We start from the raw sequence: 19,944 nt of genomic DNA, 5'->3' as shown, positions 1-19,944 counted from the left end.
CTACCGGCCGAACGCCGCCAGCAGGCGTTCGGCCGCCAGCGTTGCGGTCAGGGTGCCGTCGCGGACCTGCTGTTCCAGACTGGGCGCGAGGCGCAGGACCTCGGGATGGTCCCGCAGCCGCGCCAGCAGCTGCTCGCGGACCATCGACCACGTCCAGCCGACCTGCTGGTCGCGCCGCTTCTCCGCCAGCCGCCCCGTCGCGTCCAGCACCTTCCGGTGCTGCTCCAGCCTCTCCCACACCGTGTCCAGGCCAGTGCCCTCCCGGGCGCTGCAGGTCAGCACCGGCGGATTCCACTCCGCGTCCACCGGCTGCAACAGCCGCAGCGCCCCTGCCAGTTCGCGCGCCGCCGACCTGGCGTCCCGCTCATGTGGCCCGTCGGCCTTGTTGATGGCCACGACATCGGCCAGCTCCAGCACGCCCTTCTTGATGCCCTGCAGCTGGTCGCCCGTCCGCGCGAGCGACAGCAGCAGAAAGGTGTCGACCATGCCCGCGACGGCCGTCTCGGACTGGCCGACGCCCACCGTCTCCACCAGCACCACGTCGTAGCCCGCGGCCTCCATCACCACCATCGACTCGCGCGTGGCCCGCGCCACCCCGCCCAGCGTCCCGGCGCTCGGCGACGGCCGGACGAAGGCCGCGGGGTCGGCCGCGAGGCGCTCCATCCGGGTCTTGTCGCCGAGGATGGAGCCGCCCGTACGCGTCGACGACGGGTCGACGGCGAGCACCGCGACCCGGTGGCCCCTCCCCGTCAGCATCGATCCGAAGGCGTCGATGAACGTCGACTTGCCGACCCCGGGCACCCCGCTGATCCCGACCCGCCGCGCCGCGCCCGTATGCGGCAGCAGCTCGATCAGCAGCCGCTGGGCGAGCTCCCGGTGGTCGGCCCGGGTGGACTCCACGAGGGTGATGGCCCGGGCGATGTGGGCCCGGGATCCGTCGAGAACGCCCTTGGCGTACGCGTCGATGTCGACCGTCCGCGCCATGGGCTCACAGCTCGTGGCCGAGGACCCCGGCGAGGGTCTTCAGCAGGTCGTGGGCGGCGTCCGGGATGACCGTGCCGGGCAGGAACACCGCGGCCGCGCCCATCTCCCGCAGCGGCTCGACGTCCTGGGGCGGGATGACCCCGCCGACCACGATCGTGATGTCCTCCCGGCCCTGGGCGGCGAGTTCGTCGCGCAGCGCGGGCACCAGCGTCAGGTGCCCGGCCGCGAGCGAGGACACCCCGACGATGTGCACGTCGGCCTCCACGGCCTGGCGGGCGACCTCGGCCGGGGTCTGGAACAGCGGGCCGACATCGACGTCGAAGCCCAGGTCCGCGAAGGCGGTGGCGATCACCTTCTGGCCACGGTCGTGGCCGTCCTGGCCCATCTTCGCGACCAGGATGCGCGGCCGGCGGCCCTCCTCGCGCTCGAAGGCGTCGACCAGCCCCCGGGTGCGCTCCACTCCGGACGACGGACCGGCTTCCTCCCTGTACACACCCGAGATCGTACGGATCTGGCCCGAGTGCCGTCCGTACACCTTCTCCAGGGCGTCCGAGATCTCCCCGACCGTCGCCTTGGCGCGGGCCGCGTTCACGGCCAGGGCCAGCAGATTCCCCTCCAGACCCGCTCCGGCCCCGGCCTCCGCGGCCCGGGTGAGGGCGTGCAGCGCGTCCTGGCACGCGGCCTCGTCGCGCTCCGCGCGCAGCCGCCGGAGCTTGTCGATCTGCTGGGCCCGTACGGCCGAGTTGTCGACCTTGAGGACCTCGATCTCCTCGTCGCCCCCGGCCCGGTACTTGTTGACCCCGATGACCGGCTGGCGCCCGGAGTCGATACGGGCCTGGGTGCGCGCCGCGGCCTCCTCCACCCGGAGCTTGGGGATGCCCGCGTCGATGGCCTTGGCCATGCCGCCCGCGGCTTCGACCTCCTCGATGTGCTGCCAGGCGCGGCGGGCGAGGTCGTGGGTGAGCCGCTCGACGTACGCGCTGCCGCCCCACGGGTCGATGACCCGGCAGGTCCCGGACTCCTGCTGCAGCAGCAGCTGGGTGTTGCGGGCGATGCGGGCGGAGAAGTCGGTGGGCAGGGCCAGCGCCTCGTCGAGGGCGTTGGTGTGCAGCGACTGGGTGTGCCCCTGGGTGGCGGCCATGGCCTCCACGCAGGTGCGGGTCACGTTGTTGAAGACGTCCTGCGCGGTCAGCGACCAGCCGGAGGTCTGCGAATGGGTGCGCAGCGACAGCGACTTGGCGTTCTTCGGCTCGAAGCGCTTGACGAGCTTGGCCCACAGCAGCCGGGCCGCCCGCAGCTTGGCGACCTCCATGAAGAAGTTCATGCCGATCGCCCAGAAGAACGACAGCCGCGGCGCGAAGGCGTCCACGTCCAGGCCCGCGTCACGGCCCGCGCGCAGGTACTCGACGCCGTCGGCCAGGGTGTAGGCCAGCTCCAGGTCGGCCGTGGCCCCGGCCTCCTGGATGTGGTAGCCGGAGATGGAGATGGAGTTGTAGCGCGGCATCTTCTGCGAGGTGAAGGCGAAGATGTCGGAGATGATCCGCATCGAGGGCTGCGGCGGATAGATGTAGGTGTTGCGGACCATGAACTCCTTGAGGATGTCGTTCTGAATGGTCCCCGCCAGCTTCTCGGGCGGTACGCCCTGCTCCTCCGCGGCGACGATGTAGAGCGCGAGCACGGGCAGCACCGCGCCGTTCATCGTCATCGACACGCTCATCCGGTCCAGCGGGATGCCGTCGAAGAGCTGCCGCATGTCGTAGATCGAGTCGATCGCCACGCCCGCCATGCCGACGTCGCCGGTGACCCGCGGGTGGTCGCTGTCGTAGCCGCGGTGCGTGGGCAGGTCGAAGGCGACGGAGAGGCCCTTCTGGCCGGCCGCGAGGTTGCGGCGGTAGAAGGCGTTGGACTCCTCGGCCGTGGAGAATCCGGCGTACTGGCGGACCGTCCAGGGCTGGTTGACGTACATGGTCGGGTAGGGGCCGCGCAGGTACGGCGCGATGCCCGGGTAGGTCTCCAGGAAGTCGAGCCCGGCCAGGTCCTCGGCGGTGTAGAGCGGCTTGACGCCGATGCCCTCCGGGGTCTCCCACACCAGGTCGCCGTCGCGCTTGCCGGTGGACTCCTTCAGCGCGGCCCGCCACTGGTCGCCGGTGACGGCCGAGCCTCCGTCCGGTCCCAGCTCAACTCCCGAGAAGTCGGGGATCGTCGCGGGCTTGCCCGCACTGCCGTGCATCACGCCACTCCCATGTCGTCGAGGGCCGCGGACAAGGCCGCGACCGCGTCGGCGCCTGCGAAAAGGAACTCGTCGACTCCGGCCCGCTCGTAGGCGCCCCGGCTCTCCCCCGGCCTTCCCGCCAGGTAGATACGGGTGGCGCCCGCGGCCTTGAGTTCGGCCGCCGCGGCCTCGGCCTGCTCGGCGTACACCGTGTCGCTCGAGCACAGGCAGGCGGCGCTCGCCCCGCTGGACGCGTAGGACTCGGCGAGCGTGCGGCCATCCTCCGTGGGCACCGGCTCGATGCCGCCCGCCTGGAAGAGGTTGGCGGCGAAGGTCGCGCGGGCGGTGTGGGCGGCTGCCGGGCCAAGGGTGGCCAGGAACACCCGCGGCCGGGTGCCGGTTGCGGCCAGGTGCGCGTCGGAGCGGGACCGCAGCACCTCGTACGCCTCGTCGCGGCGCACCACCGGCAGCCCGCCGGACGGCGCGGCGGGGGCGGGCCCGCGCTGCACCGGCTGCTCGGCCAGGTGCGGGAACTCGCTGACACCGGTGACGGGTTCGCGGCGGTGGGCCAGGTCCCCGGCGCGGCGCTCCCAGGTGGCGGCCAGCCGGTCCGCGACGAGCCCGGAGCGCAGGCCGGAAGCCTGTCCGCCGGCGCGCTCGATCTCCTGGAACCACGACCAGGCGGCCCGGGCCAGCTCGTCGGTCAGCCGCTCCACGTACCAGGAGCCGCCCGCCGGGTCGATGACCCGCGCCAGGTGGGACTCCTCCAGCAGGATCGAGGAGGTGTTGCGTGCGATGCGGCGGGCGAAGCCGTCGGGCAGGCCGAGGGCGCTGTCGAAGGGCAGCACGGTCACCGCGTCCGCTCCCCCGACCCCGGCCCCGAGGCAGGCCACCGTCGTGCGGAGCATGTTCACCCACGGGTCCCGACGGGACATCATCACCGGGGAGGTCACGGCGTGCTGGCGCTGTGCCGCGGCGGCGGGGCCCGCGCCGCAGACCTCCGCGACCCGGGCCCAGAGCCGCCGCGCGGCCCGCAGCTTCGCGATCGTCAGGAACTGGTCGGCGGTGGCGGCGTAGCGGAACTCCAGCTGCGCGCAGGCCGCGTCGACGGAGAGCCCGGCCTCCGTGAGGTCGCGCAGGTAGGCGACGCCGGTGGCGAGCGAACAGCCCAGCTCCTCGGCGGCGGAGCCGCCGGCCTCGTGGTACGGCAGGGCGTCCGCCACCAGGGCCCGTACGCCGGGGTAGTTGTGGTCGCAGCGCGCGGCGAGCGCGGCGGCGGCCGCCGACTGCCGGGCGACGTCGTCGGCCCGGCCCGTGCGGGCGGCCAGCCCGAGCGGGTCGGCGCCGAGCTGGGCGAGGGCGGTCTGCGGCGCGACGCCGACCTCGTCGTAGAGGCGGAAGAGCTCGCGCGCGGCGGACTCGAAGTCGGCGCCGGGATCGAGGACGACGGAGGCCAGGTCCAGGTAGACGCCGTCGAGCGCCTGCGGGAGCCCGGTGACCGGCACTCCGGCCTCTCCGACGGCGAGCCACACGGAGGTTGCGCCGTTCTCGAGGTCGGCGAGCAGGGCCTCGTTGGACGCCTTGGGGTCGGGGTCGGTGTGGCGCTGGCGGACGTCCCATCCGGAGACCGCGGTGCCCTCCGCTCTGCTGCCCCTGACGAACGGGGGGAAGCCCGGGTACCCGGGGTCCGCGGCGCCGTCCTCGGCGGTGTACAGCGGGCGGGCGGTGAGCCCGTCCTCGAGCTCGGTGGAGAGGGCGTCCTCGGCCGCGGTGTCCGAGACGTCGTTCGCACCCGACTTGCGCAGCACGCCTGATACCAGGCTCTGCCACTGCTTGCGGGTCGCTTCCGGGAACTCGGCGGCCAGGGACAGCCCGTCGTCAGGCAGGACCGTCATGGGGGAAGGCTAGGCGAGGTTGCCCCCTGAGCAGCAGTGCGCTCGGATGTGACCTTGACCTCGTTCGATGCCTTGACCACCCACACTGCAGACCTCGGCCACCCGTACGGCAGACTCGGCGCCGTGAGAAAGATCCTCGTCATCGGCATCGGGGCGGGCGACCCCGACCACTTGACCCTGCAGGCCGTGAAGGCGATCACATCGGCCGACGTCTTCTTCATCCTGGACAAGGGTCAGGAGAAGGACGATCTGGTCGCGTTGCGCCGCCACATCCTGGCCCTGCACGCCGGACAGCGGCCGTACCGGCTGGTGGACGCGCGGGACCCGGACCGGGACCGCACGGCCCCGACTCCCGGCTACGGGCCCGCCGTCGGGGACTGGCGCCGTCGCAGGGCCGACGTCTGCGAGCGGCTGATCCGCGACGAGCTCGCGGAAGGCGAGTGCGGGGCGTTCCTGGTGTGGGGCGATCCGGCGCTGTACGACAGCACCATCGGGATCCTGGAGGACATCCTCGCGCGCGGCGAGGTGTCCTTCGACTTCGAGGTGGTCCCCGGCGTGAGCAGCGTCTCGGCGCTGGCGGCCCGGCACCGCACCGGGCTGAACCAGGTGGGCCGCCCGGTGCGGATCACCACGGGACGGAGGCTGTCGGAGGAGGGCTTCCCGGAGGACGCGGACGATGTCGTGGTGATGCTGGACGCGCACCGGACGTATCTCCGCTTCCGGGACGAGGACCTGCACATCTACTGGGGCGCTTACGTGGGGACGCCGGACGAGATCCTGGTCTCCGGCAGGCTGCCGGAGGTCGCGGACGAGATCACGGCGGTGCGGGCGGAGGCCAGGGACCGCAAGGGCTGGATCATGGACACGTATCTGCTCAGGCGCAAGCCGAAACAGGGCTGACCGACGGCGACCGACGGCCGCCCCCCGGCCCCGCGCCTGCGACGCGGGCCTCTTCCCACCCGCCCTCAGATGGGCGGCCGGCTGGGAAATTCCGGCGCGAAGCGCCGGGGCGGCAGGGGCAGGGCGGCGAGCCACGCCAGCGCGTCCGCGACGTCGGGCACGACCCGTACCCCCGGCGGTGGGGTCGGGCGGCGGACGACCACCACCGGCAGTTCCAGCGCACGCGCGGCGGTCAGTTTCGCCGCTGTGGCGGTACCGCCGCTGTCCTTGGTGACCAGGACGTCGATGCGGTGCTCGCGCAGCAGCGCGGTCTCGCCCTCGACGGAATACGGGCCGCGGTCCAGCAGGATGTGCGCGTGGCGCGGCAGCGGTGGCTCCGGCGGCTCCACCGACCGTACGAGGAAGTGGAGTTGGTCCAGGCGCGGGTCCGCGAAGGCGGCCAGGTTCTGTCGTCCTGTGGTGAGGAAGACCCGGCCGCCGGGGCCCGCGATCCCGGGCAGCAGGGCGGCTGCCCCTTCGAGCGAGTCCGCCGGGTGCCAGCGGTCCCCGGGGCCGGCCTCCCAGCCGGGCCTGCGCAGGGCCACCAGCGGGACGCCCGTCGCCGCGGCGGCCCGCGCGGCGCCGGCGCTGATGCCCTCGGCGAAGGGATGCGTCGCGTCGACCACGGCCCCCACCGCGTGCTCCTCGATCCACCGGGCCAGGGCCTCCGGGCCGCCGAACCCGCCGACCCGCACCTCCCCCGCGGGCTTCCGCGGCGCGGCCACCCGCCCGGCGAGCGAGGTGGTGACGCGCGGCGCGGGACGCCGGGCGGCCAGCTCGGCGGCGAGCCGGCGGGCCTCCGTGGTGCCGCCGAGGATCAGCACATGCATGGGCTTCCAGTCTCCGGCCGTCTCCGGCTCCGGCGTTCCCTCTCAGGCCTTCTCAAGCCTCGCAGGCGGCCCTTTCAGGCGTTCCTTGACTCAGACCGCACTCCGCACAGTTAATGCAAACATGAAGTCCAACGATCCCGAGGAGTCGATGACCATCGGCGAGCTCGCCGATCGGTTCGGGCTCCGTCCGCACGTACTGCGGCACTGGGAGGCGACTGGCCTGCTGGCCCCGGCCAGCCGGGTGCACGGCCGCCGCCGTTACACCCGGGGGCACATCGCCCGGGTGGCGATGATCGTCCGGGGAAAGGCCGCCGGCTTCAGCCTGGAGCAGCTGCGGGCCGTCCTGGAGGCGAGCAGCCCGGCCGACCGGCGGGAACTCCTGCACCGCCACCAACGCGAGCTGGAGGAGCGCATCCGGCAGATCGAGGCGTCGAAAGCGCTGGTCGAGCACGCGTTGGAGTGCCCGGAGGACGACTTCACCGACTGCCCCGCTTTCCGCCGGCTGGTGGAGCAGATGTGACAAATGAGGGTATATGTGACGGGACAGGTGATTCAGACGCACGAGTGATGGCGAGGTCGCGATGACCGGAATCCAGAACAGGGCGTACGAGACCACTGCTCCGGGACGTCCCGGGTTCTCCTCCCAGGGGCCGGGCCCGACCTCCCAGAGCCCGGGCAAGACGTCGTTCAACGACATCTACGACCTGCCCGACCCGCGCGGCTACTTCCGCACCCTGCGGCCGCTCGAGTACCAGATCCCGCACCACGGGCAGCGCGTCTTCCGGCGCGTACTGGCCGCCCACACCCCGGTCACCGGGCGCGACGGACCGGTGACGGTGCTGGACCTCTGCTGCTCGTACGGCATCAACGCCGCCCTCCTCAACCACGACCTGACCCTGGGCGACCTGTACGAGCGGTACACGGCGGAGCGCAGGGCCACCCTGAGCACGGCCAGGCTCGCCCAGGAGGACCGGTCCTTCTACGCCGCGCGCCGCCTGCCGCACGCCGTCCACATGACCGGCCTGGACTCGGCGCGCAACGCGGTGGCGTACGCACGGGCCGCGGGCCTGCTCGACGAGGGGTTCGGCGAGGACCTCGAGAGCGACGAGCCCAGCCGCGACCTGGTCAGGGCCCTGGAACCGGTCCGGCTGATCACGGTCACGGGCGGCGTCGGCTACATCACCACCCGCACCTTCGAGCGGCTCCTCCCCCACATCGACGGACCCGTGTGGGTGGCCGCCTTCGTGCTCCGCACGGTCAACTACGGGCCCATCGCAGACGTCCTGGCCGAGGCGGGCCTCGTCACCCAGAAAGCGAACGGGCGGACCTTCCCGCAGCGCCGGTTCAGCGACCCGGACGAGCAGCGGCACGCCATCGAGGCGGTCGAGGCCGCGGGCCTGTCGCCCAGCGGCAAGGAGGCCGCCGGCTACTACCACGCCGAGTTCTATCTGTCGCGGCCGACGGCCCACGCGGCGGCCTTCCCGGTCACGGACCTGCTGGAAGGGGACTGGCCGAGGTGACGGAGGGCGCGAGGACGTCGGCCTGGGTGGTCGAGCGGCCGGGGCCCATCGATTCGGGACCGCTGCGACGCCACGAGCGCCACGTCCCCGCGCCCGGCCCGTACGAGCTGCTGGTGGAGGTGGCGGTCTGCGGTGTCTGCCGTACGGACCTGCACCTGGCGGAGGGCGACCTGCCGCCCCGCACGCCGAACTGCACCCCCGGCCACCAGGTCGTCGGCCGCGTCAGGGCCACGGGCTCCGCGGTCCGGGACTTCTCCGAGGGCGACCGGGTGGGGGCCGCCTGGCTCGCGGGCACCTGCGGCGAGTGCCGCTACTGCCGTACGGGGCGGGAGAACCTGTGCCCGCGCTCCCGCTACACCGGCTGGGACCTCGACGGCGGCTACGCGGGCTTCATGCTCGCCGACGCCCGCTACGCCTACCGGCTGCCCGACGGCTGGAGCGACGAGGAAGCCGCCCCGCTGCTGTGCGCCGGGATCATCGGCTACCGGGCGCTGCAGCGCGCGGAGTTGCCGCCCGGCGGGCGGCTCGGTGTCTACGGCTTCGGGGCCTCCGCGCACCTGACCGCCCAGCTCGCCGTCGCCCGCGGCTCGGCCGTGCACGTCGTCACCCGCTCCCCGGCCGCGCAGCGGCTGGCGCTGGAGCTGGGCGCGGCCTCCGCCGGGTCCGGCGCGCCTCCCGAGCCGCTGGACGCCGCGATCCTCTTCGCGCCGGTCGGCGACCTCGTGCCGGTCGCGCTGGAGGCGCTGGACCGGGGCGGGACTCTGTCCGTGGCCGGAGTCCACCTGACCGGCATCCCGGCGCTGGACTACGAGCGGCATCTGTACCAGGAGCGGACGGTGCGCAGCGTCACCGCGAACACCCGCGAGGACGGCCGCGCCTACCTGGCCGAGGTGGCGCGGCTGCGGCCCACGGTGCAGCTCGCCCGCTACCCGATGGACCGGGCCGACGAGGCGCTGGCCGATCTGGCCGCGGGCCGGATCACCGGAGTTGCCGTGCTGATCCCGGAGGGCTCCGGGCGGTGACCCCCTCCGCCACCCGTCAACTGCCGGTTACGTCGGGGCCTCGCCAACTGCCGGTTAAGTCGGGGCACTCGCCAGCATCCGGTACGGGTCTGGTGCAGTGCGTTCCGCCCATGGCAGGATGCTCTACGCGAGTCAGTTCGACTTAACTGGCCGTGAGGCAAGGGGCCTTGGGGGAAGGTGGAGAAGTCGGTCGGGGAGGGCACATCACCAAAGGCGGCCGGTACTCCGCTCGCGCAGCGGCTGAACTACCTGTTCGCCAACATGCACCCTCCGGGTGCTCCGTACACGAACGCGTACGTGGCCGAGGAGATCAGCAGCGAGGCCGACGCATACGGCGGCGTCACCCTCACCGAGCAGTACCTGTCGATGCTGCGCAACGCCAAGCGGGCCAATCCGAGCCCCGATGTCCTGCGCGCGCTGGCCAAGTTCTTCGGGGTGCCGGTCGGCTATCTGCTGGGTGACCTGTCGGAGTCGCAGGCCGAACGGGTCGAGGAAGAGGTCCAGTTCCTGGTCGCCATGCGCGATCAGCGGGTGCGCGCCATCGCGCTGCGCTCCGTCGGCCTCCCGCCGGAGGTGCAGGACAGCCTCAGCGAGATCATCTGCCAGTTCCGCCGGCAGATGAACCTCCCTGACGGCCCACCGGATTCCGGGGGCGAGACGTCCGGTGGAGGCAACTGAGGTGCTGCATCCGGCCATGTGCGGACCGAGTCTTGCCGCGATCGGCGTCCTGTGCTGCCACCTGCCGCCGGTGGACCACGCGCTCGAGCAGCTGCGGGAACGGCAGCAGGCGCAGCGCCGGTGACAGCGGCACCCGCCAGCGAGGTGGCCCTGGACGGGGGTCTGGGCCGCCTGCGACAAGGGCGGCGCCGGGGAGACGACACCCTCGGCGCCGCCCCTGCGACCCTCCCGGGAGCGCCCCGTACCTGCCTGCGACGGTCCAGGCCCGGAAGTCGTGCCGGTCCCGTTCCGGGACGCCGAGGAGGTCACTCGGTGCCGGCCCTCCTCGACCACCCGGACCTACTGCGCGAGTTGCGTCGAAATCCAGTCGGACTCGGTGCCGCGACCGCGTGGACCCGCACCGTGGCCAGACGGGGCACCTCGCCCTGGGCCACGGCATCCACTACTGCCTCGGCGCGCCCCTGGCCCGGATGGAGACCGAGACCGCTCTCGCCGCGCTGCTGAGCCGCTTTCCCGGGCTCTCGCTCGCCGTTCCGCGCGGCGAGCTGCGTTGGCGACCGTCGATCCGGGCGCGTGGCCTGATCTCGCTGCCGGTCTTCTGGGTTCCGGAAAAGCGAACAGGCATTTGATGCACGACCCCACCCCCATGAGGTAGAAAGGTCCTCGTGCCCGCCCGGTGTGCATCCCCCGTCGCACCGGGCGGGCCGCCTTGCGTCACGCTACGGTCGTCGCATGACGGCCGTAGAGGCGCTGCTGATCGACATCGACGGTGTGCTCACCGTGTCCTGGAAGCCACTGCCCGGCGCTGTCGGGGCGATGGAACGGCTGCGGGCGGCGGGGATTCCGCTGGCGCTCGTGACCAACACCACGTCGCGTACGCGGGCTTCGATCGCGCAGGAGCTGAGCGGGGCAGGGTTCCCGGTCGGCGTCGACGACATCCTCACGGCGCCCGCCGTCACCGCCGTCCATCTCGCCGAGCACTATCCGGGCGCGCGGTGTCTGCTGCTCAACAGCGGTGACATCCGGGAGGATCTGCCGGGCGTCACCCTCGTCGAGGACCAGGCCGAGGACGAGGGCGAGGGCGAGAACCGGGGCGACGGGACGCCGGACGTGGTCGTCGTGGGCGGCGCCGGGCCCGAGTTCGGATACGCGCAGCTGAACCGCGTGTTCGGCCATCTGCAGCGCGGAGCCCGGCTCGTCGCGATGCACCGCAACCTGTACTGGCGGACCGATGCGGGCCTGCAGCTCGACGCGGGAGCCTTCCTCCTGGGGCTCGAGCGCGCGGCGCGCACGGAGGCGGAGGTGGTGGGCAAGCCCGCGGCCCCGTTCTTCGCGGCCGCGCTGTCCCGTCTCGGCGCCGACGCCTCCGCGGCGCTGATGGTCGGCGACGACATCGAGGCCGACGTCCTGGCGGCGCAGCGGGCCGGGATCACCGGCGTGCTGGTGAAGACGGGCAAGTATGTGCCCGAGGCGGTCGAAGCCGCCGACGGCACGCCCGATCACGTCATCGACTCCTTCGCCGACCTGCCCGGGCTGCCCGGCCTCGCCGAGCGGCTGACGTGACGCCGTGAGCCGCGCCCGTACCGAGGTCATGGGGGTGGACGCCTGCCCGACCGGCTGGGTGGGCGTGCTGTTGCGCGACGGCCGGTTCGCCGCCGCGCACACGGCGACGGACCTGGACGGGCTGCTGGAGCACGCGCGGGAAGCGGCCGTCGTGGGCATCGACATCCCCCTCGGGCTGCTGGACTCCCGGTGGCGGCAGGCCGACCGGCTCGCCGCCGCCCGCCTCGGGCCGCAGCGGGCCCGGGTCTTCGCGGTGCCACCCCGCCAGGTGTGGGAGGAGGACGACTATGCCGCCGCCAACCACCGCTGCCAGATGATCACCGGGTCCGGGCTGAGCCGCCAGAGCTGGGGACTGGTGAAGAAGCTCCGCGAGGCGAACCTCCGCCGGGACGCGGGCGATCAGCGGCTGCACGAGGTGCACCCGGAGATCTCGTTCACGGCCATGGCGGACGGCGCCCCCGTGACCTGGAGCAAGAAGAGCTGGAATGGACAGCAGGTCCGCCGCGGCCTGCTGCGGGCCCGCGGCATCGCCTTCCCCGAGGACCTGGGCGCCGCAGGCCGGGTCCCGCCCGATGACCTGCTCGACGCCGCGGCCGCCGCGTGGAGCGCCGACCGGATCGCCCGGGGCGCGGCCGAGCTGCTGCCCGACCCGCCGGAGCGCACGGCGAGCGGCCTGCCCATCGCCATCTGGTGGTGATCGAGCGGCGGTGCGAGCCTGGACGTACGCGATGTGCGCCACGTACGGCAGATACGCCAGGCACGTGAGGTACGGATCGGCGGTAGGTGTCATGCCCGAACTGCCCGACGTCGAGGGGTTCCGGGAGGTCCTGGCCTCCTGTGCTGAAGGCAAGCGGATCGAGCGGGTCGAGGTGAACGACGCGGGCGTCCTGCACGGGGTGAGCGCGCGGCGGTTGCGCCGCGACCTGGAGGGCCGCCGGTTCACTGAGCCGGAGCGGCACGGAAAGTGGCTGCTCGCCCGCACCGACGGCCCGACCGTGCTGCTGCACTTCGGCATGACCGGGGAGCTGGTCTGCTGCCGCGAGAGCGATCCGCCCGATCCGCACGACCGCGTCGTCTTCACCCTGGGCCGCGACCAGCTGCGCTACCGCGACCAGCGCAAACTCCGGGGCCTCTGGCTCGACGACGGCACCGGAGCCGCTGTCGCCCGGATCCTCGACGACCAGGGTCCCGACGCGATGGAAATCGGCCGATCCGAGTTCGAGGAGCTGCTGGCCGGGCGGCGCGGCCGTATCAAGGCGGCCCTGACCGACCAGTCTCTGCTGGCCGGACTCGGCAATCTGCTGGCCGACGAGATCCTGTGGCGCGCCCGTATCCATCCGGCGCGCAGCGCCGGTGATCTCACGGCCGACGAACGCGGGCGGCTCTATACAGAGATGCGCCGCACCCTGCGCTCGGCGGTGCGCGCCGGATGCGTGCCCCCGCGGAATTCCTGGCTCACCGGCCGCCGCGACGACCCGGACCCGGTGTGCCCGCGCTGTGACGGTCCGCTGCGCCGGAGCCGCATCGGCGGGCGCGGCACCCTGTGGTGCCCCCGCTGCCAGCCGGACAGCACGTGAGCGGCGAAGCGCCATGCCAGCGGGTCCTGTGCGGACGAGTCCGGTGCGGCTCACTCTCCTCGGCGTCGGCGCGATGAACTCGCCGCGCTTCGCCCCCGCCGGCCTGCTCCTCGAGCACGGCCGGGACCGCGTCGCCCTCGACGGCGGCCCCGGAGCCGTCCCCGGGGGCCGGCTGGACGCCTGGCTGGTCACCGACGAGCACAGCGAGCTGCGCACCCAGCTGCGCCACCTCGCCGGGCGGCACGGTACGGAGCCGGCCATGACCGCGTACGAGAGCGAGCGCGGCGATCTGCGGATCGAGCCGTGCCCGGTCGCGCACACCAGACACCCGACCTGCGGCTACCGGATCCTTGCCGGTGACGCGGTGGCGGTGTGGGCGCCGGAGTTCTGGGAGTTCCCGGCCTGGGCGGCGGGTGCCGACCTGATGTTCGCCGACGCCGCGGGCTGGGACCGCCCCATCCGCTTCCGCGGGGGCGTGGGCGGCCACGCGAGCGTCCGGGAGACCGCGGAGGCGGCCGTGCACCACGGCGTACGGCACCTGGTCTTCGCACACATCGGACGCCCGTCGATCAGGGCGATGGACGCGGGGCTGCGCCCCGGTGTCGGGGAGTGGGGTACGGAGGGGCGCACCTACATGCTGCGGCAGCCGCCGCGCTAGGTGTCCGCCCGCTCACTTGTGGTCACGCCGCGGAGTCCCGGGTCGGGGGTGCGGCGGGGTTCAGCGGTCGGCGACGTCCTCACGGAGGCCGTCGGAGAACTCCCACCACATCAGGGGAAGCCAGTCACCGTGGACGAAGGCATCGACAGTCGCCCCGCGACCGCGGATGGTCACCGTCGTGCCAGGCGGGTACGTGGTGCCGGAGAGGCCGATGACGGGGACAAGCAGGGTCCCGAGGCGCTGTGCCATTTCCCGACCTCCTTCGCATTTCCGAGTGCACTACCGGCTCAATATTCCTGTCGACTGTACCCGGGTTGTCGGATACTCCCCTCGGGGGAATCATGAGAGATAGGTCACGTGGACGAGCGGCGCCAGGCCGCCTCGATGTTTCCCGACCCTGCGCGGGCGAAATCCGCCCGACGGTGCCGTTCACCTGCGGGGCAACCACAATTCTGCATCACCCGAGCGGAGAGGTGGTGGCCATGAAGGCTGTCGTCTACAAAGGACCGTTCACCGTGGCGGTCGAAGAGGTCGAGAAGCCCAAGCTCCAGCACCCGAACGACGTGCTCGTGCGGGTCACCTCCACCGCGATCTGCGGCTCTGACCTGCACATGTACGAGGGCCGTACGGCGGCGGAGCCCGGCATCGTATTCGGCCACGAGAACATGGGCATCATCGAGGAATGCGGCCAGGGCGTCACATCCCTCAAAGAGGGCGACCGGGTCGTCATGCCCTTCAACGTCGCGTGCGGATTCTGCACCAACTGCGTGGAGGGCTACACCGGATTCTGTCAGACCGTCAACCCCGGTTTCGCAGGCGGCGCTTACGGCTATGTCGCCATGGGGCCCTATACAGGCGGCCAGGCCGAATACCTGCGGGTGCCCTACGCCGACTTCAACTGCCTGAAACTCCCGGCCGGCAAGGAAAAAGAGACCGACTTCATGCTGCTCGCCGACATCTTCCCCACCGGCTACCACGGCTGCGAACTCGCCCAGGTGCGCCCGGGCGAGAGCGTCGTGGTGTACGGCGGTGGCCCCGTCGGCCTCATGGCGGCCTACTCCGCCCTGCTGCGCGGCGCGAAGAAGGTCTTCTCGGTGGACCGCGTCCCCGAGCGGCTGGAGAAGGCGCGCGAGATCGGTGCGGTCCCGATCAACTTCACCGAGGGCAACCCGGCGGAGCAGATCAAGGACCAGACCGAGGGCGTCGGCACGGACAAGGGCGTGGACGCCGTCGGGTACCAGGCGATGGCGCGCACGGAGGAGCGCGAGGAGCCCGCGATCGTCCTGAACTCGCTCATCGACACCGTGCGGCCGACCGGATGGCTCGGCATCCCCGGGCTCTACGTCCCGGCCGACCCCGGAGGCCCCGACGAGCAGGCCAAGCGCGGCATGCTCCAGGTCTGGATCGGCAAGCTCTTCGAGAAGGGCCTGCGCCTGGGGACCGGACAGTGCAACGTCAAGCGCTACAACCGGTACCTGCGCGACCTGATCATCGAGGACCGGGCCAAGCCGAGCTTCGTCGTCAGCCACGAGCTGCCTCTGGACCAGGCACCGTCGGCGTACGACAAGTTCGACAAGCGGATCGAGGGCTACACGAAGGTCGTGCTGCACCCGTAAGCGCGGCGCTTCCCGTTCGGCGGTGAGAGGTCTTCAGGCCTCTCACCGCCCGTCGTACATGGCGTCGATCTCCTCGCGGTGGGCCTCCTCGATCCGGTGGCGGCGGAGCTTGCGCGAGGGCGTGAGCATGCCCCGCTCCTCGGTGAACGGGGTGGGCAGCACCCGGAACGCACGGATCGACTCCGCCTTCGAGACCAGGGTGTTGGCGGCCTGCACCGCCCTGCGGATCTCCGCCTCCAGATCCAGGTCCACCGCCGGATCCCACTCCTCGAGCGGCGGCTTGCGCCGCAGCGCCAGCCAGTGCTTCACCGCCTCGAAGTCCAGGGTCACCAGCGCCGCGACGCACGGCCGGTCGTTTCCGACGACGAGGCAGTGCTCGATCAGCGGGTGTTCCCGCACCCGCTCCTCCAGGGGAGCCGGTGACAGGTTCTTGGCGCTGGCGGTGACGATGATCTCCTTCTTGCGGCCGGTGATGGTGAGATAGCCGTCCACGTCGAAGGCACCCAGATCCCCGGTGGCCAGCCAGCCGTCCTCCCGCAGCACCTCTGCCGTGCCCTCCGGGTCGTCCAGATACCCGGAAAAGACCGTTCCGCCGCGCAGCAGGATCTCGCCGTCGTCCTTGAGCCGCACGGTGGTTCCCGGGACGGGCGTGCCCACGGTGCCGAAGCGGACCCGCCCCGGCGGGTTGGCGGTGGCGGCGGCGGTGGACTCGGTGAGCCCGTAGCCCTCGTAGATCGTCACCCCGGCGCCGTCGAAGAACAGCCCCAGCCGACGGCCCATGGTCGAGCCGCCGCTGACCGCGTTGCGCACCTTCCCGCCCAGCGCCTCGCGGACCTTGCTGTAGACGAGCGCGTCGAAGAACCGGTGCTGTACGCGCAGGGCGGCGGTGGGGCCGGGACCCTCGCCGAACGACCGCCGCTCCCGAGCCTCCGCGAACCGCACCGCCACATCCACGGCCTTGTCGAACACGCCGAGGTTCCCCGCCTGCTCGGCCTTGTCCCGAGCGGCGTTGAAGACCTTCTCGAAGACGTAGGGGACGGCGAGGACGAAGGTCGGCCGGAAGGCGGCGAAGTCGGGCATCAACGCCTCGGCCGTCATCTCCGGCTGGTGCCCGAGACGCCCCCTGGCCCGGACCGCGGCGACCTCCACCATGCGGCCGAAGACGTGCGCGAGCGGGAGGAAGAGGAGCGTCGAGGGCTGGTACTTGCCGGAGGGCTCGAAGAGCGGATTCCAGCGCGCGATGAGGTTGTCGCACTCGGCCATGAAGTTGGAGTGGGTGAGCACGCAGCCGCGGGGGCGGCCCGTCGTACCGGAGGTGTAGATCACGGTGGCGACGGAGCCGGGGGTGACCGCGAGCCGCTGCCGGTGCACCACGCCGTCGGGGATCCGCTCCCCTTCCCCGACCAGCTTCTCGACGACCCCGGTGTCCAACTGCCATACGCGCTCCAGCGCGGGAAGCCGACCGATGACAGAACCGAGGGTCATCGCGTGGTCCTCGTGCTCGACGACGACGGCGACGGCGGCCGTGTCGCGCAGGATCCAGGCGACCTGCTCGGCCGACGAGGTCGGGTAGACGGGGACGGGCTGGGCGCCGATGGTCCACAGCGCGAAGTCGAACAGCGTCCACTCGTACCGGGTGCGGGACATGATGGCCACGCGGTCGCCGAACCGGACGCCCTTCGCGAGCAACCCCTTGGCCAGGGCCACCACCTGATCCCGGAACTCGGCGGCCGACACGTCGTGCCACTCCCCGTCCACCTTGCGCCCGAGTGCCGCCCTGCCCGGGTCCTCCGAGGCGTTCTCGAAGACGGCATCGGCCAGGCCACCGACCGGGGGTGCGGTGACCAAGGCGGGCGTGGTGAACTCGCGCACGCATGCTCCAAGTGAGGGGAGAGGGAGCGGAGATCATGAACGCTAGCGCCTGCACTGACACGATGAAAGCGCTGCACCGAGCGCTTGCGGAGCGTTGCGGATTCGTGCTAGCCGCGTGACCTCCGCGTGCGCGCGGAACGCAGCCGTCCGCCGCGTATCAGCCCGCCCTCGGAGCCGACGGGGCGCGGAGGCGTGATGTGCGAGTGCGTCGTGTGCGAGCACTGGAGCCAGTCGAGTTGGTCGCTGCCAAGCCGACCGGAGGGGGCGCCCTGCACCTTCGAGTCCAGCACCACCACGGTCAGCTCGGGATGTTCGACTACGTAGCGTGTGCTCCTGGTGCCACCCAACCTGTCGGCTGTCGACATGTCGGCAGTGTCGGCCACGGTCCGGCTGACGGCATTCGGCTCGGCCGGGCGCCGCTCGAAGAGGGCCGGTTGACGGGGGTGGCGCGGGCCTTCAAGAACGGCGACACGGAGGCTTGTTGGGCAACATGCTCAGCCATCCCTGCGTACTGGAGCGGCGCGCCGGTTCCTGGCCGGCCGCATGAGCCGCTGCCAGGCCCCCGCCCCGAAGCGATCCCGTCAGCCGCTCCCCGGTGGCTCTTCCGTGACGGATACGCCGTCCTCACGGATGACGACGCGCTGACGCGGGCCGCCGGGCCAGGCGATGCGGACCTCGTCGCCGGTCACCCGTACGCCGGCGACGAGGGGTTCCGGATCCGGCTCGCCCGTCAGCCGGGCCAGGCAGATGAACAGCGCGCCGCTCCCGTCCTCGGCCGAGCCGGTCAGCACGGACATCCGGTTCTGCCCGGCGTAGGCGGTGCTCCCGGTGGCGACGTATGCGGCTGCGGCACCGAAGCCGTGGACGGGCCGCAGTTCGGAGATGACGTCCGCGTCCGCGGCCCAGCCGGACTGCCGTACGGCGGTGCCGCGTGCCGCGCCGGAGACCCACGACCCTGGCGCGCACCGTCGACGCCGGGCAGCTGGCCGCCGACCCGGTGAACGCGCTGGCGCCGCTGCCCCTGGTCGCGTACGGCGAGGAGCTGCCCATCATCCGCCGCTACTGGCGCTCGGAGGTGGAGCCGGTGGCAGCCCATGAGCATTGACAGCCGTTTGCTCCGCGCAGCCATCTGACCAACGGCGCGTTATGTACGAATACTTGGAAGCGGCCGACCGCTCCGCCGCCACCCCTCCCCCAAAGGAGGCCATCCGTGCCGACCCCCGTACCGGCCCATCTGCCCGACCGGCTCACGATCTCGCTCTGGGACTTCACCTGGTACACCCGCACCGGGCCCGGTGAGCCTTTCGAGGACCTCGACCGCGCCTTCGCCGAAGCCGTCGCGCGCGGCTACAACACCGTGCGGATCTGCGCCATGCCGTATCTGCTCTTCGGCTCGGGCCTCGACACGGCGCGGCTGGCCCTCGGGCCGCTGGGCGGGGGGAACGGGGCGTACGGGCAGCGCACCCGCTGGTACGACGTGCGCGCCGCGACGACCATCGACGGCCGGGGGCAGCTGCTCGCGCTCTTCGAGGCCGCCCGCCGCCACGACTGCTACGTCATCGTCTCCAGCTGGGAGTACCAGCAGAGCCCGTCCTTCGCGGCCGGACCCGCTTGGTACGAGGCCCTCTACGCCATCGACCCCGAGCGGCGCGCCGAGGCGCTGGCCGACGCGCTGGCCGACCTCGTCGACTTCCTCGCCGCCCACGGCCTCGACGACCGGATCGCCTTCACCGAGCTGCACAACGAGGTCCAGGGCAGCCGCCTCACCGAGGGCCTGCCGCCGGAGGCCGACCGGGTCGTCGCCCTGCGGCCCCGCCTGGAGCGCGGGCTCGCCAGGTTCAAGGAGCGCCACCCGGATCAGCCGGTCACGGTCAACTTCGCCAAAGTACCGGTCGGTTCGCTGCGGGGCGTCCCGCGCACCGCCGACGTGGCGGTCTTCCACCCGTACGTCTACGGCGTGCTCGGCGAGCTCATCCGCACCTTCGCGCTGCGCGACGCCTCCCGCCCCTTCCCGCAGGAGGAACTCCGCCGCGAGCTGCTCCGCCCGGACGCGCCCGACCTCGCCGACTGGACCTCGGACCCGGCGCAGGTGTGGCGGAGCGCGGCCACCACGGTCCAGCAGCGCGAGGTGTACGCGCACGACTGGTGCGATCCGGAGAAATGGGACCGCTGGCTGTACGACCACTACGCGGTGCACCGCCGCGCCATGACGTCGACGCTGACGCTGTGGATGGATGCGGCGGCCGACTGGGCGGCGGACGCCGGTGTCCCGCTCGTGTTCGGCGAGGGCTGGATCGGCTATACGCCCCTGCACGGAACGTTCGAGGAAGGCCCGGTGGGCGCCGCGTTCTGCCGTCTCGCGGTTGCCGAAGCCGTACGTGTCGGCGCCTGGGGCACGGTCGTCTGCTCGAACGCAGCCCCGCACCACCCCATGTGGGCGGACACCGCCCTCCAGCTGGACTGCACGTCGGCCTTCCGCGACGGGAAGCCCACCGGCTGACGGCGCGACCCGGGGCCCCGGCACTTCTCACGCAGTCTTCATACGGATCTCACGTGGGGAGGTAGGCGGAGTCCATAG

20 protein-coding genes and 1 pseudogene are annotated in these 19,944 nt (G+C 72.3%); 13 read left to right on the top strand and 8 right to left on the bottom strand.

The features are described 5' to 3' along the window. From meaB to ACTWP8_RS15665, 3 genes are read right to left on the bottom strand one after another with little or no spacing between them, the layout of a single operon-like run. Complete coding sequence (gene meaB / locus ACTWP8_RS15675; protein ID WP_443322765.1) at nucleotides 1-984, bottom strand: methylmalonyl Co-A mutase-associated GTPase MeaB; 984 nt, start codon at nucleotides 982-984, stop codon at nucleotides 1-3. 4 nt (nucleotides 985-988) lie between these two features. After that, entirely contained in the window at nucleotides 989-3,214 is a 2,226-nt protein-coding gene (gene scpA / locus ACTWP8_RS15670) for a methylmalonyl-CoA mutase (RefSeq protein ID WP_443322764.1), read from the bottom strand. Next, complete coding sequence (locus tag ACTWP8_RS15665) at nucleotides 3,214-5,091, bottom strand: methylmalonyl-CoA mutase family protein (protein WP_443322763.1); 1,878 nt, start codon at nucleotides 5,089-5,091, stop codon at nucleotides 3,214-3,216. Before ACTWP8_RS15665 ends, scpA begins: the two co-directional genes overlap by 1 nt. 123 nt (nucleotides 5,092-5,214) lie before the next feature. Between ACTWP8_RS15665 and cobF the strand changes: the two genes are divergently transcribed. Then, nucleotides 5,215-5,991 (top strand): precorrin-6A synthase (deacetylating), encoded by a 777-nt coding sequence (gene cobF / locus ACTWP8_RS15660; protein WP_443322776.1) that lies wholly within the window; start codon nucleotides 5,215-5,217, stop codon nucleotides 5,989-5,991. 65 nt (nucleotides 5,992-6,056) lie between these two features. Here the strand turns inward: cobF and ACTWP8_RS15655 are convergent, their stop codons facing one another. Then, nucleotides 6,057-6,860, bottom strand: coding sequence for a cobalt-precorrin-6A reductase (locus tag ACTWP8_RS15655; RefSeq protein ID WP_443322762.1), 804 nt, complete (start codon nucleotides 6,858-6,860; stop codon nucleotides 6,057-6,059). 121 nt (nucleotides 6,861-6,981) lie between these two features. Between ACTWP8_RS15655 and ACTWP8_RS15650 the strand changes: the two genes are divergently transcribed. From ACTWP8_RS15650 to ACTWP8_RS15610, 9 genes and pseudogenes are all read left to right on the top strand, one after another. Continuing rightward, nucleotides 6,982-7,380 carry a MerR family transcriptional regulator gene (locus tag ACTWP8_RS15650; protein ID WP_443322761.1) on the top strand — a complete coding sequence of 133 codons (399 nt, stop codon included), beginning with the start codon at nucleotides 6,982-6,984 and terminating at the stop codon, nucleotides 7,378-7,380. A gap of 61 nt (nucleotides 7,381-7,441) precedes the next feature. Further along, on the top strand, nucleotides 7,442-8,380 hold the full coding sequence (locus ACTWP8_RS15645) for a hypothetical protein (protein WP_443322760.1): 939 nt from the start codon (nucleotides 7,442-7,444) through the stop codon (nucleotides 8,378-8,380). Then, a complete protein-coding gene (locus ACTWP8_RS15640) occupies nucleotides 8,377-9,402 on the top strand; it encodes a zinc-dependent alcohol dehydrogenase family protein (protein WP_443322759.1) in 1,026 nt (341 codons plus the stop codon). The genes ACTWP8_RS15645 and ACTWP8_RS15640 overlap by 4 nt, the downstream gene beginning before the upstream one ends. A gap of 177 nt (nucleotides 9,403-9,579) precedes the next feature. Beyond that, complete coding sequence (locus ACTWP8_RS15635) at nucleotides 9,580-10,080, top strand: helix-turn-helix domain-containing protein (protein ID WP_443322758.1); 501 nt, start codon at nucleotides 9,580-9,582, stop codon at nucleotides 10,078-10,080. Nucleotides 10,081-10,463: 383 nt separating this feature from the next. Continuing rightward, nucleotides 10,464-10,709: pseudogene (locus tag ACTWP8_RS15630) on the top strand (cytochrome P450); the annotation flags it as partial. A gap of 103 nt (nucleotides 10,710-10,812) precedes the next feature. Continuing rightward, nucleotides 10,813-11,643: an HAD-IIA family hydrolase gene (locus tag ACTWP8_RS15625; protein WP_443322757.1), complete on the top strand. Its 831-nt coding sequence runs from the start codon at nucleotides 10,813-10,815 to the stop codon at nucleotides 11,641-11,643. Nucleotides 11,644-11,647: 4 nt separating this feature from the next. After that, on the top strand, nucleotides 11,648-12,340 hold the full coding sequence (locus tag ACTWP8_RS15620) for a DUF429 domain-containing protein (RefSeq protein ID WP_443322756.1): 693 nt from the start codon (nucleotides 11,648-11,650) through the stop codon (nucleotides 12,338-12,340). Nucleotides 12,341-12,431: 91 nt separating this feature from the next. Beyond that, on the top strand, nucleotides 12,432-13,220 hold the full coding sequence (locus tag ACTWP8_RS15615) for an Fpg/Nei family DNA glycosylase (RefSeq protein WP_443322755.1): 789 nt from the start codon (nucleotides 12,432-12,434) through the stop codon (nucleotides 13,218-13,220). Nucleotides 13,221-13,263: 43 nt separating this feature from the next. Then, nucleotides 13,264-13,878 carry an MBL fold metallo-hydrolase gene (locus ACTWP8_RS15610; protein ID WP_443322754.1) on the top strand — a complete coding sequence of 205 codons (615 nt, stop codon included), beginning with the start codon at nucleotides 13,264-13,266 and terminating at the stop codon, nucleotides 13,876-13,878. Between the two features lie 60 nt (nucleotides 13,879-13,938). Here the strand turns inward: ACTWP8_RS15610 and ACTWP8_RS15605 are convergent, their stop codons facing one another. Next, nucleotides 13,939-14,127, bottom strand: a complete 189-nt coding sequence (locus tag ACTWP8_RS15605) for a hypothetical protein (RefSeq protein ID WP_443322753.1) — start codon at nucleotides 14,125-14,127, stop codon at nucleotides 13,939-13,941. A 233-nt stretch (nucleotides 14,128-14,360) separates the two neighbouring features. Here ACTWP8_RS15605 and ACTWP8_RS15600 point away from each other — a divergent pair, with 233 nt between their 5' ends. Further along, nucleotides 14,361-15,494, top strand: coding sequence for a glutathione-independent formaldehyde dehydrogenase (locus tag ACTWP8_RS15600; protein ID WP_443314981.1), 1,134 nt, complete (start codon nucleotides 14,361-14,363; stop codon nucleotides 15,492-15,494). Between the two features lie 42 nt (nucleotides 15,495-15,536). Here ACTWP8_RS15600 and ACTWP8_RS15595 read toward each other — a convergent pair whose 3' ends face one another. The 3 genes from ACTWP8_RS15595 to ACTWP8_RS15585 form a co-directional block, all read right to left on the bottom strand. Then, nucleotides 15,537-17,366: an AMP-dependent synthetase/ligase gene (locus ACTWP8_RS15595; protein WP_443322752.1), complete on the bottom strand. Its 1,830-nt coding sequence runs from the start codon at nucleotides 17,364-17,366 to the stop codon at nucleotides 15,537-15,539. 107 nt (nucleotides 17,367-17,473) lie between these two features. Next, nucleotides 17,474-17,731 (bottom strand): hypothetical protein, encoded by a 258-nt coding sequence (locus ACTWP8_RS15590; protein ID WP_443322751.1) that lies wholly within the window; start codon nucleotides 17,729-17,731, stop codon nucleotides 17,474-17,476. A 216-nt stretch (nucleotides 17,732-17,947) separates the two neighbouring features. Beyond that, on the bottom strand, nucleotides 17,948-18,163 hold the full coding sequence (locus tag ACTWP8_RS15585) for a hypothetical protein (protein ID WP_443322750.1): 216 nt from the start codon (nucleotides 18,161-18,163) through the stop codon (nucleotides 17,948-17,950). Nucleotides 18,164-18,297: 134 nt separating this feature from the next. Here ACTWP8_RS15585 and ACTWP8_RS15580 point away from each other — a divergent pair, with 134 nt between their 5' ends. Together ACTWP8_RS15580 and ACTWP8_RS15575 are read left to right on the top strand one after the other, a co-directional pair. Next, the gene (locus ACTWP8_RS15580; protein ID WP_443322749.1) at nucleotides 18,298-18,471 is read left to right on the top strand and encodes a hypothetical protein; all 174 of its coding nucleotides are present in this window, start codon (nucleotides 18,298-18,300) and stop codon (nucleotides 18,469-18,471) included. A gap of 105 nt (nucleotides 18,472-18,576) precedes the next feature. Continuing rightward, entirely contained in the window at nucleotides 18,577-19,866 is a 1,290-nt protein-coding gene (locus tag ACTWP8_RS15575; protein ID WP_443322748.1) for a cellulase-like family protein, read from the top strand. Nucleotides 19,867-19,944: the final 78 nt, after the last annotated feature.

It is taken from the genome of Streptomyces sp. 7N604 (assembly GCF_052245475.1).
Lineage (GTDB): Bacteria > Actinomycetota > Actinomycetes > Streptomycetales > Streptomycetaceae > Streptomyces.
Note: the sequence above shows the minus strand (reverse complement) of the source record. Positions and strands in the feature narration are given on the sequence as shown.

Bases quoted from the DNA above. Each gene is read 5' to 3' on its own strand.
- meaB (WP_443322765.1), bottom strand. From the start codon at position 984: ATGGCGCGGACGGTCGACATCGACGCGTACGCCAAGGGCGTTCTCGAC.
- scpA (WP_443322764.1), bottom strand. From the start codon at position 3,214: ATGCACGGCAGTGCGGGCAAGCCCGCGACGATCCCCGACTTCTCGGGA.
- ACTWP8_RS15665 (WP_443322763.1), bottom strand. From the start codon at position 5,091: ATGACGGTCCTGCCTGACGACGGGCTGTCCCTGGCCGCCGAGTTCCCG.
- ACTWP8_RS15655 (WP_443322762.1), bottom strand. From the start codon at position 6,860: ATGCATGTGCTGATCCTCGGCGGCACCACGGAGGCCCGCCGGCTCGCC.
- ACTWP8_RS15650 (WP_443322761.1), top strand. From the start codon at position 6,982: ATGAAGTCCAACGATCCCGAGGAGTCGATGACCATCGGCGAGCTCGCC.
- ACTWP8_RS15645 (WP_443322760.1), top strand. From the start codon at position 7,442: ATGACCGGAATCCAGAACAGGGCGTACGAGACCACTGCTCCGGGACGT.
- ACTWP8_RS15625 (WP_443322757.1), top strand. From the start codon at position 10,813: ATGACGGCCGTAGAGGCGCTGCTGATCGACATCGACGGTGTGCTCACC.
- ACTWP8_RS15615 (WP_443322755.1), top strand. From the start codon at position 12,432: ATGCCCGAACTGCCCGACGTCGAGGGGTTCCGGGAGGTCCTGGCCTCC.
- ACTWP8_RS15605 (WP_443322753.1), bottom strand. From the start codon at position 14,127: ATGGCACAGCGCCTCGGGACCCTGCTTGTCCCCGTCATCGGCCTCTCC.
- ACTWP8_RS15600 (WP_443314981.1), top strand. From the start codon at position 14,361: ATGAAGGCTGTCGTCTACAAAGGACCGTTCACCGTGGCGGTCGAAGAG.
- ACTWP8_RS15590 (WP_443322751.1), bottom strand. From the start codon at position 17,731: ATGTCGACAGCCGACAGGTTGGGTGGCACCAGGAGCACACGCTACGTA.
- ACTWP8_RS15585 (WP_443322750.1), bottom strand. From the start codon at position 18,163: ATGTCCGTGCTGACCGGCTCGGCCGAGGACGGGAGCGGCGCGCTGTTC.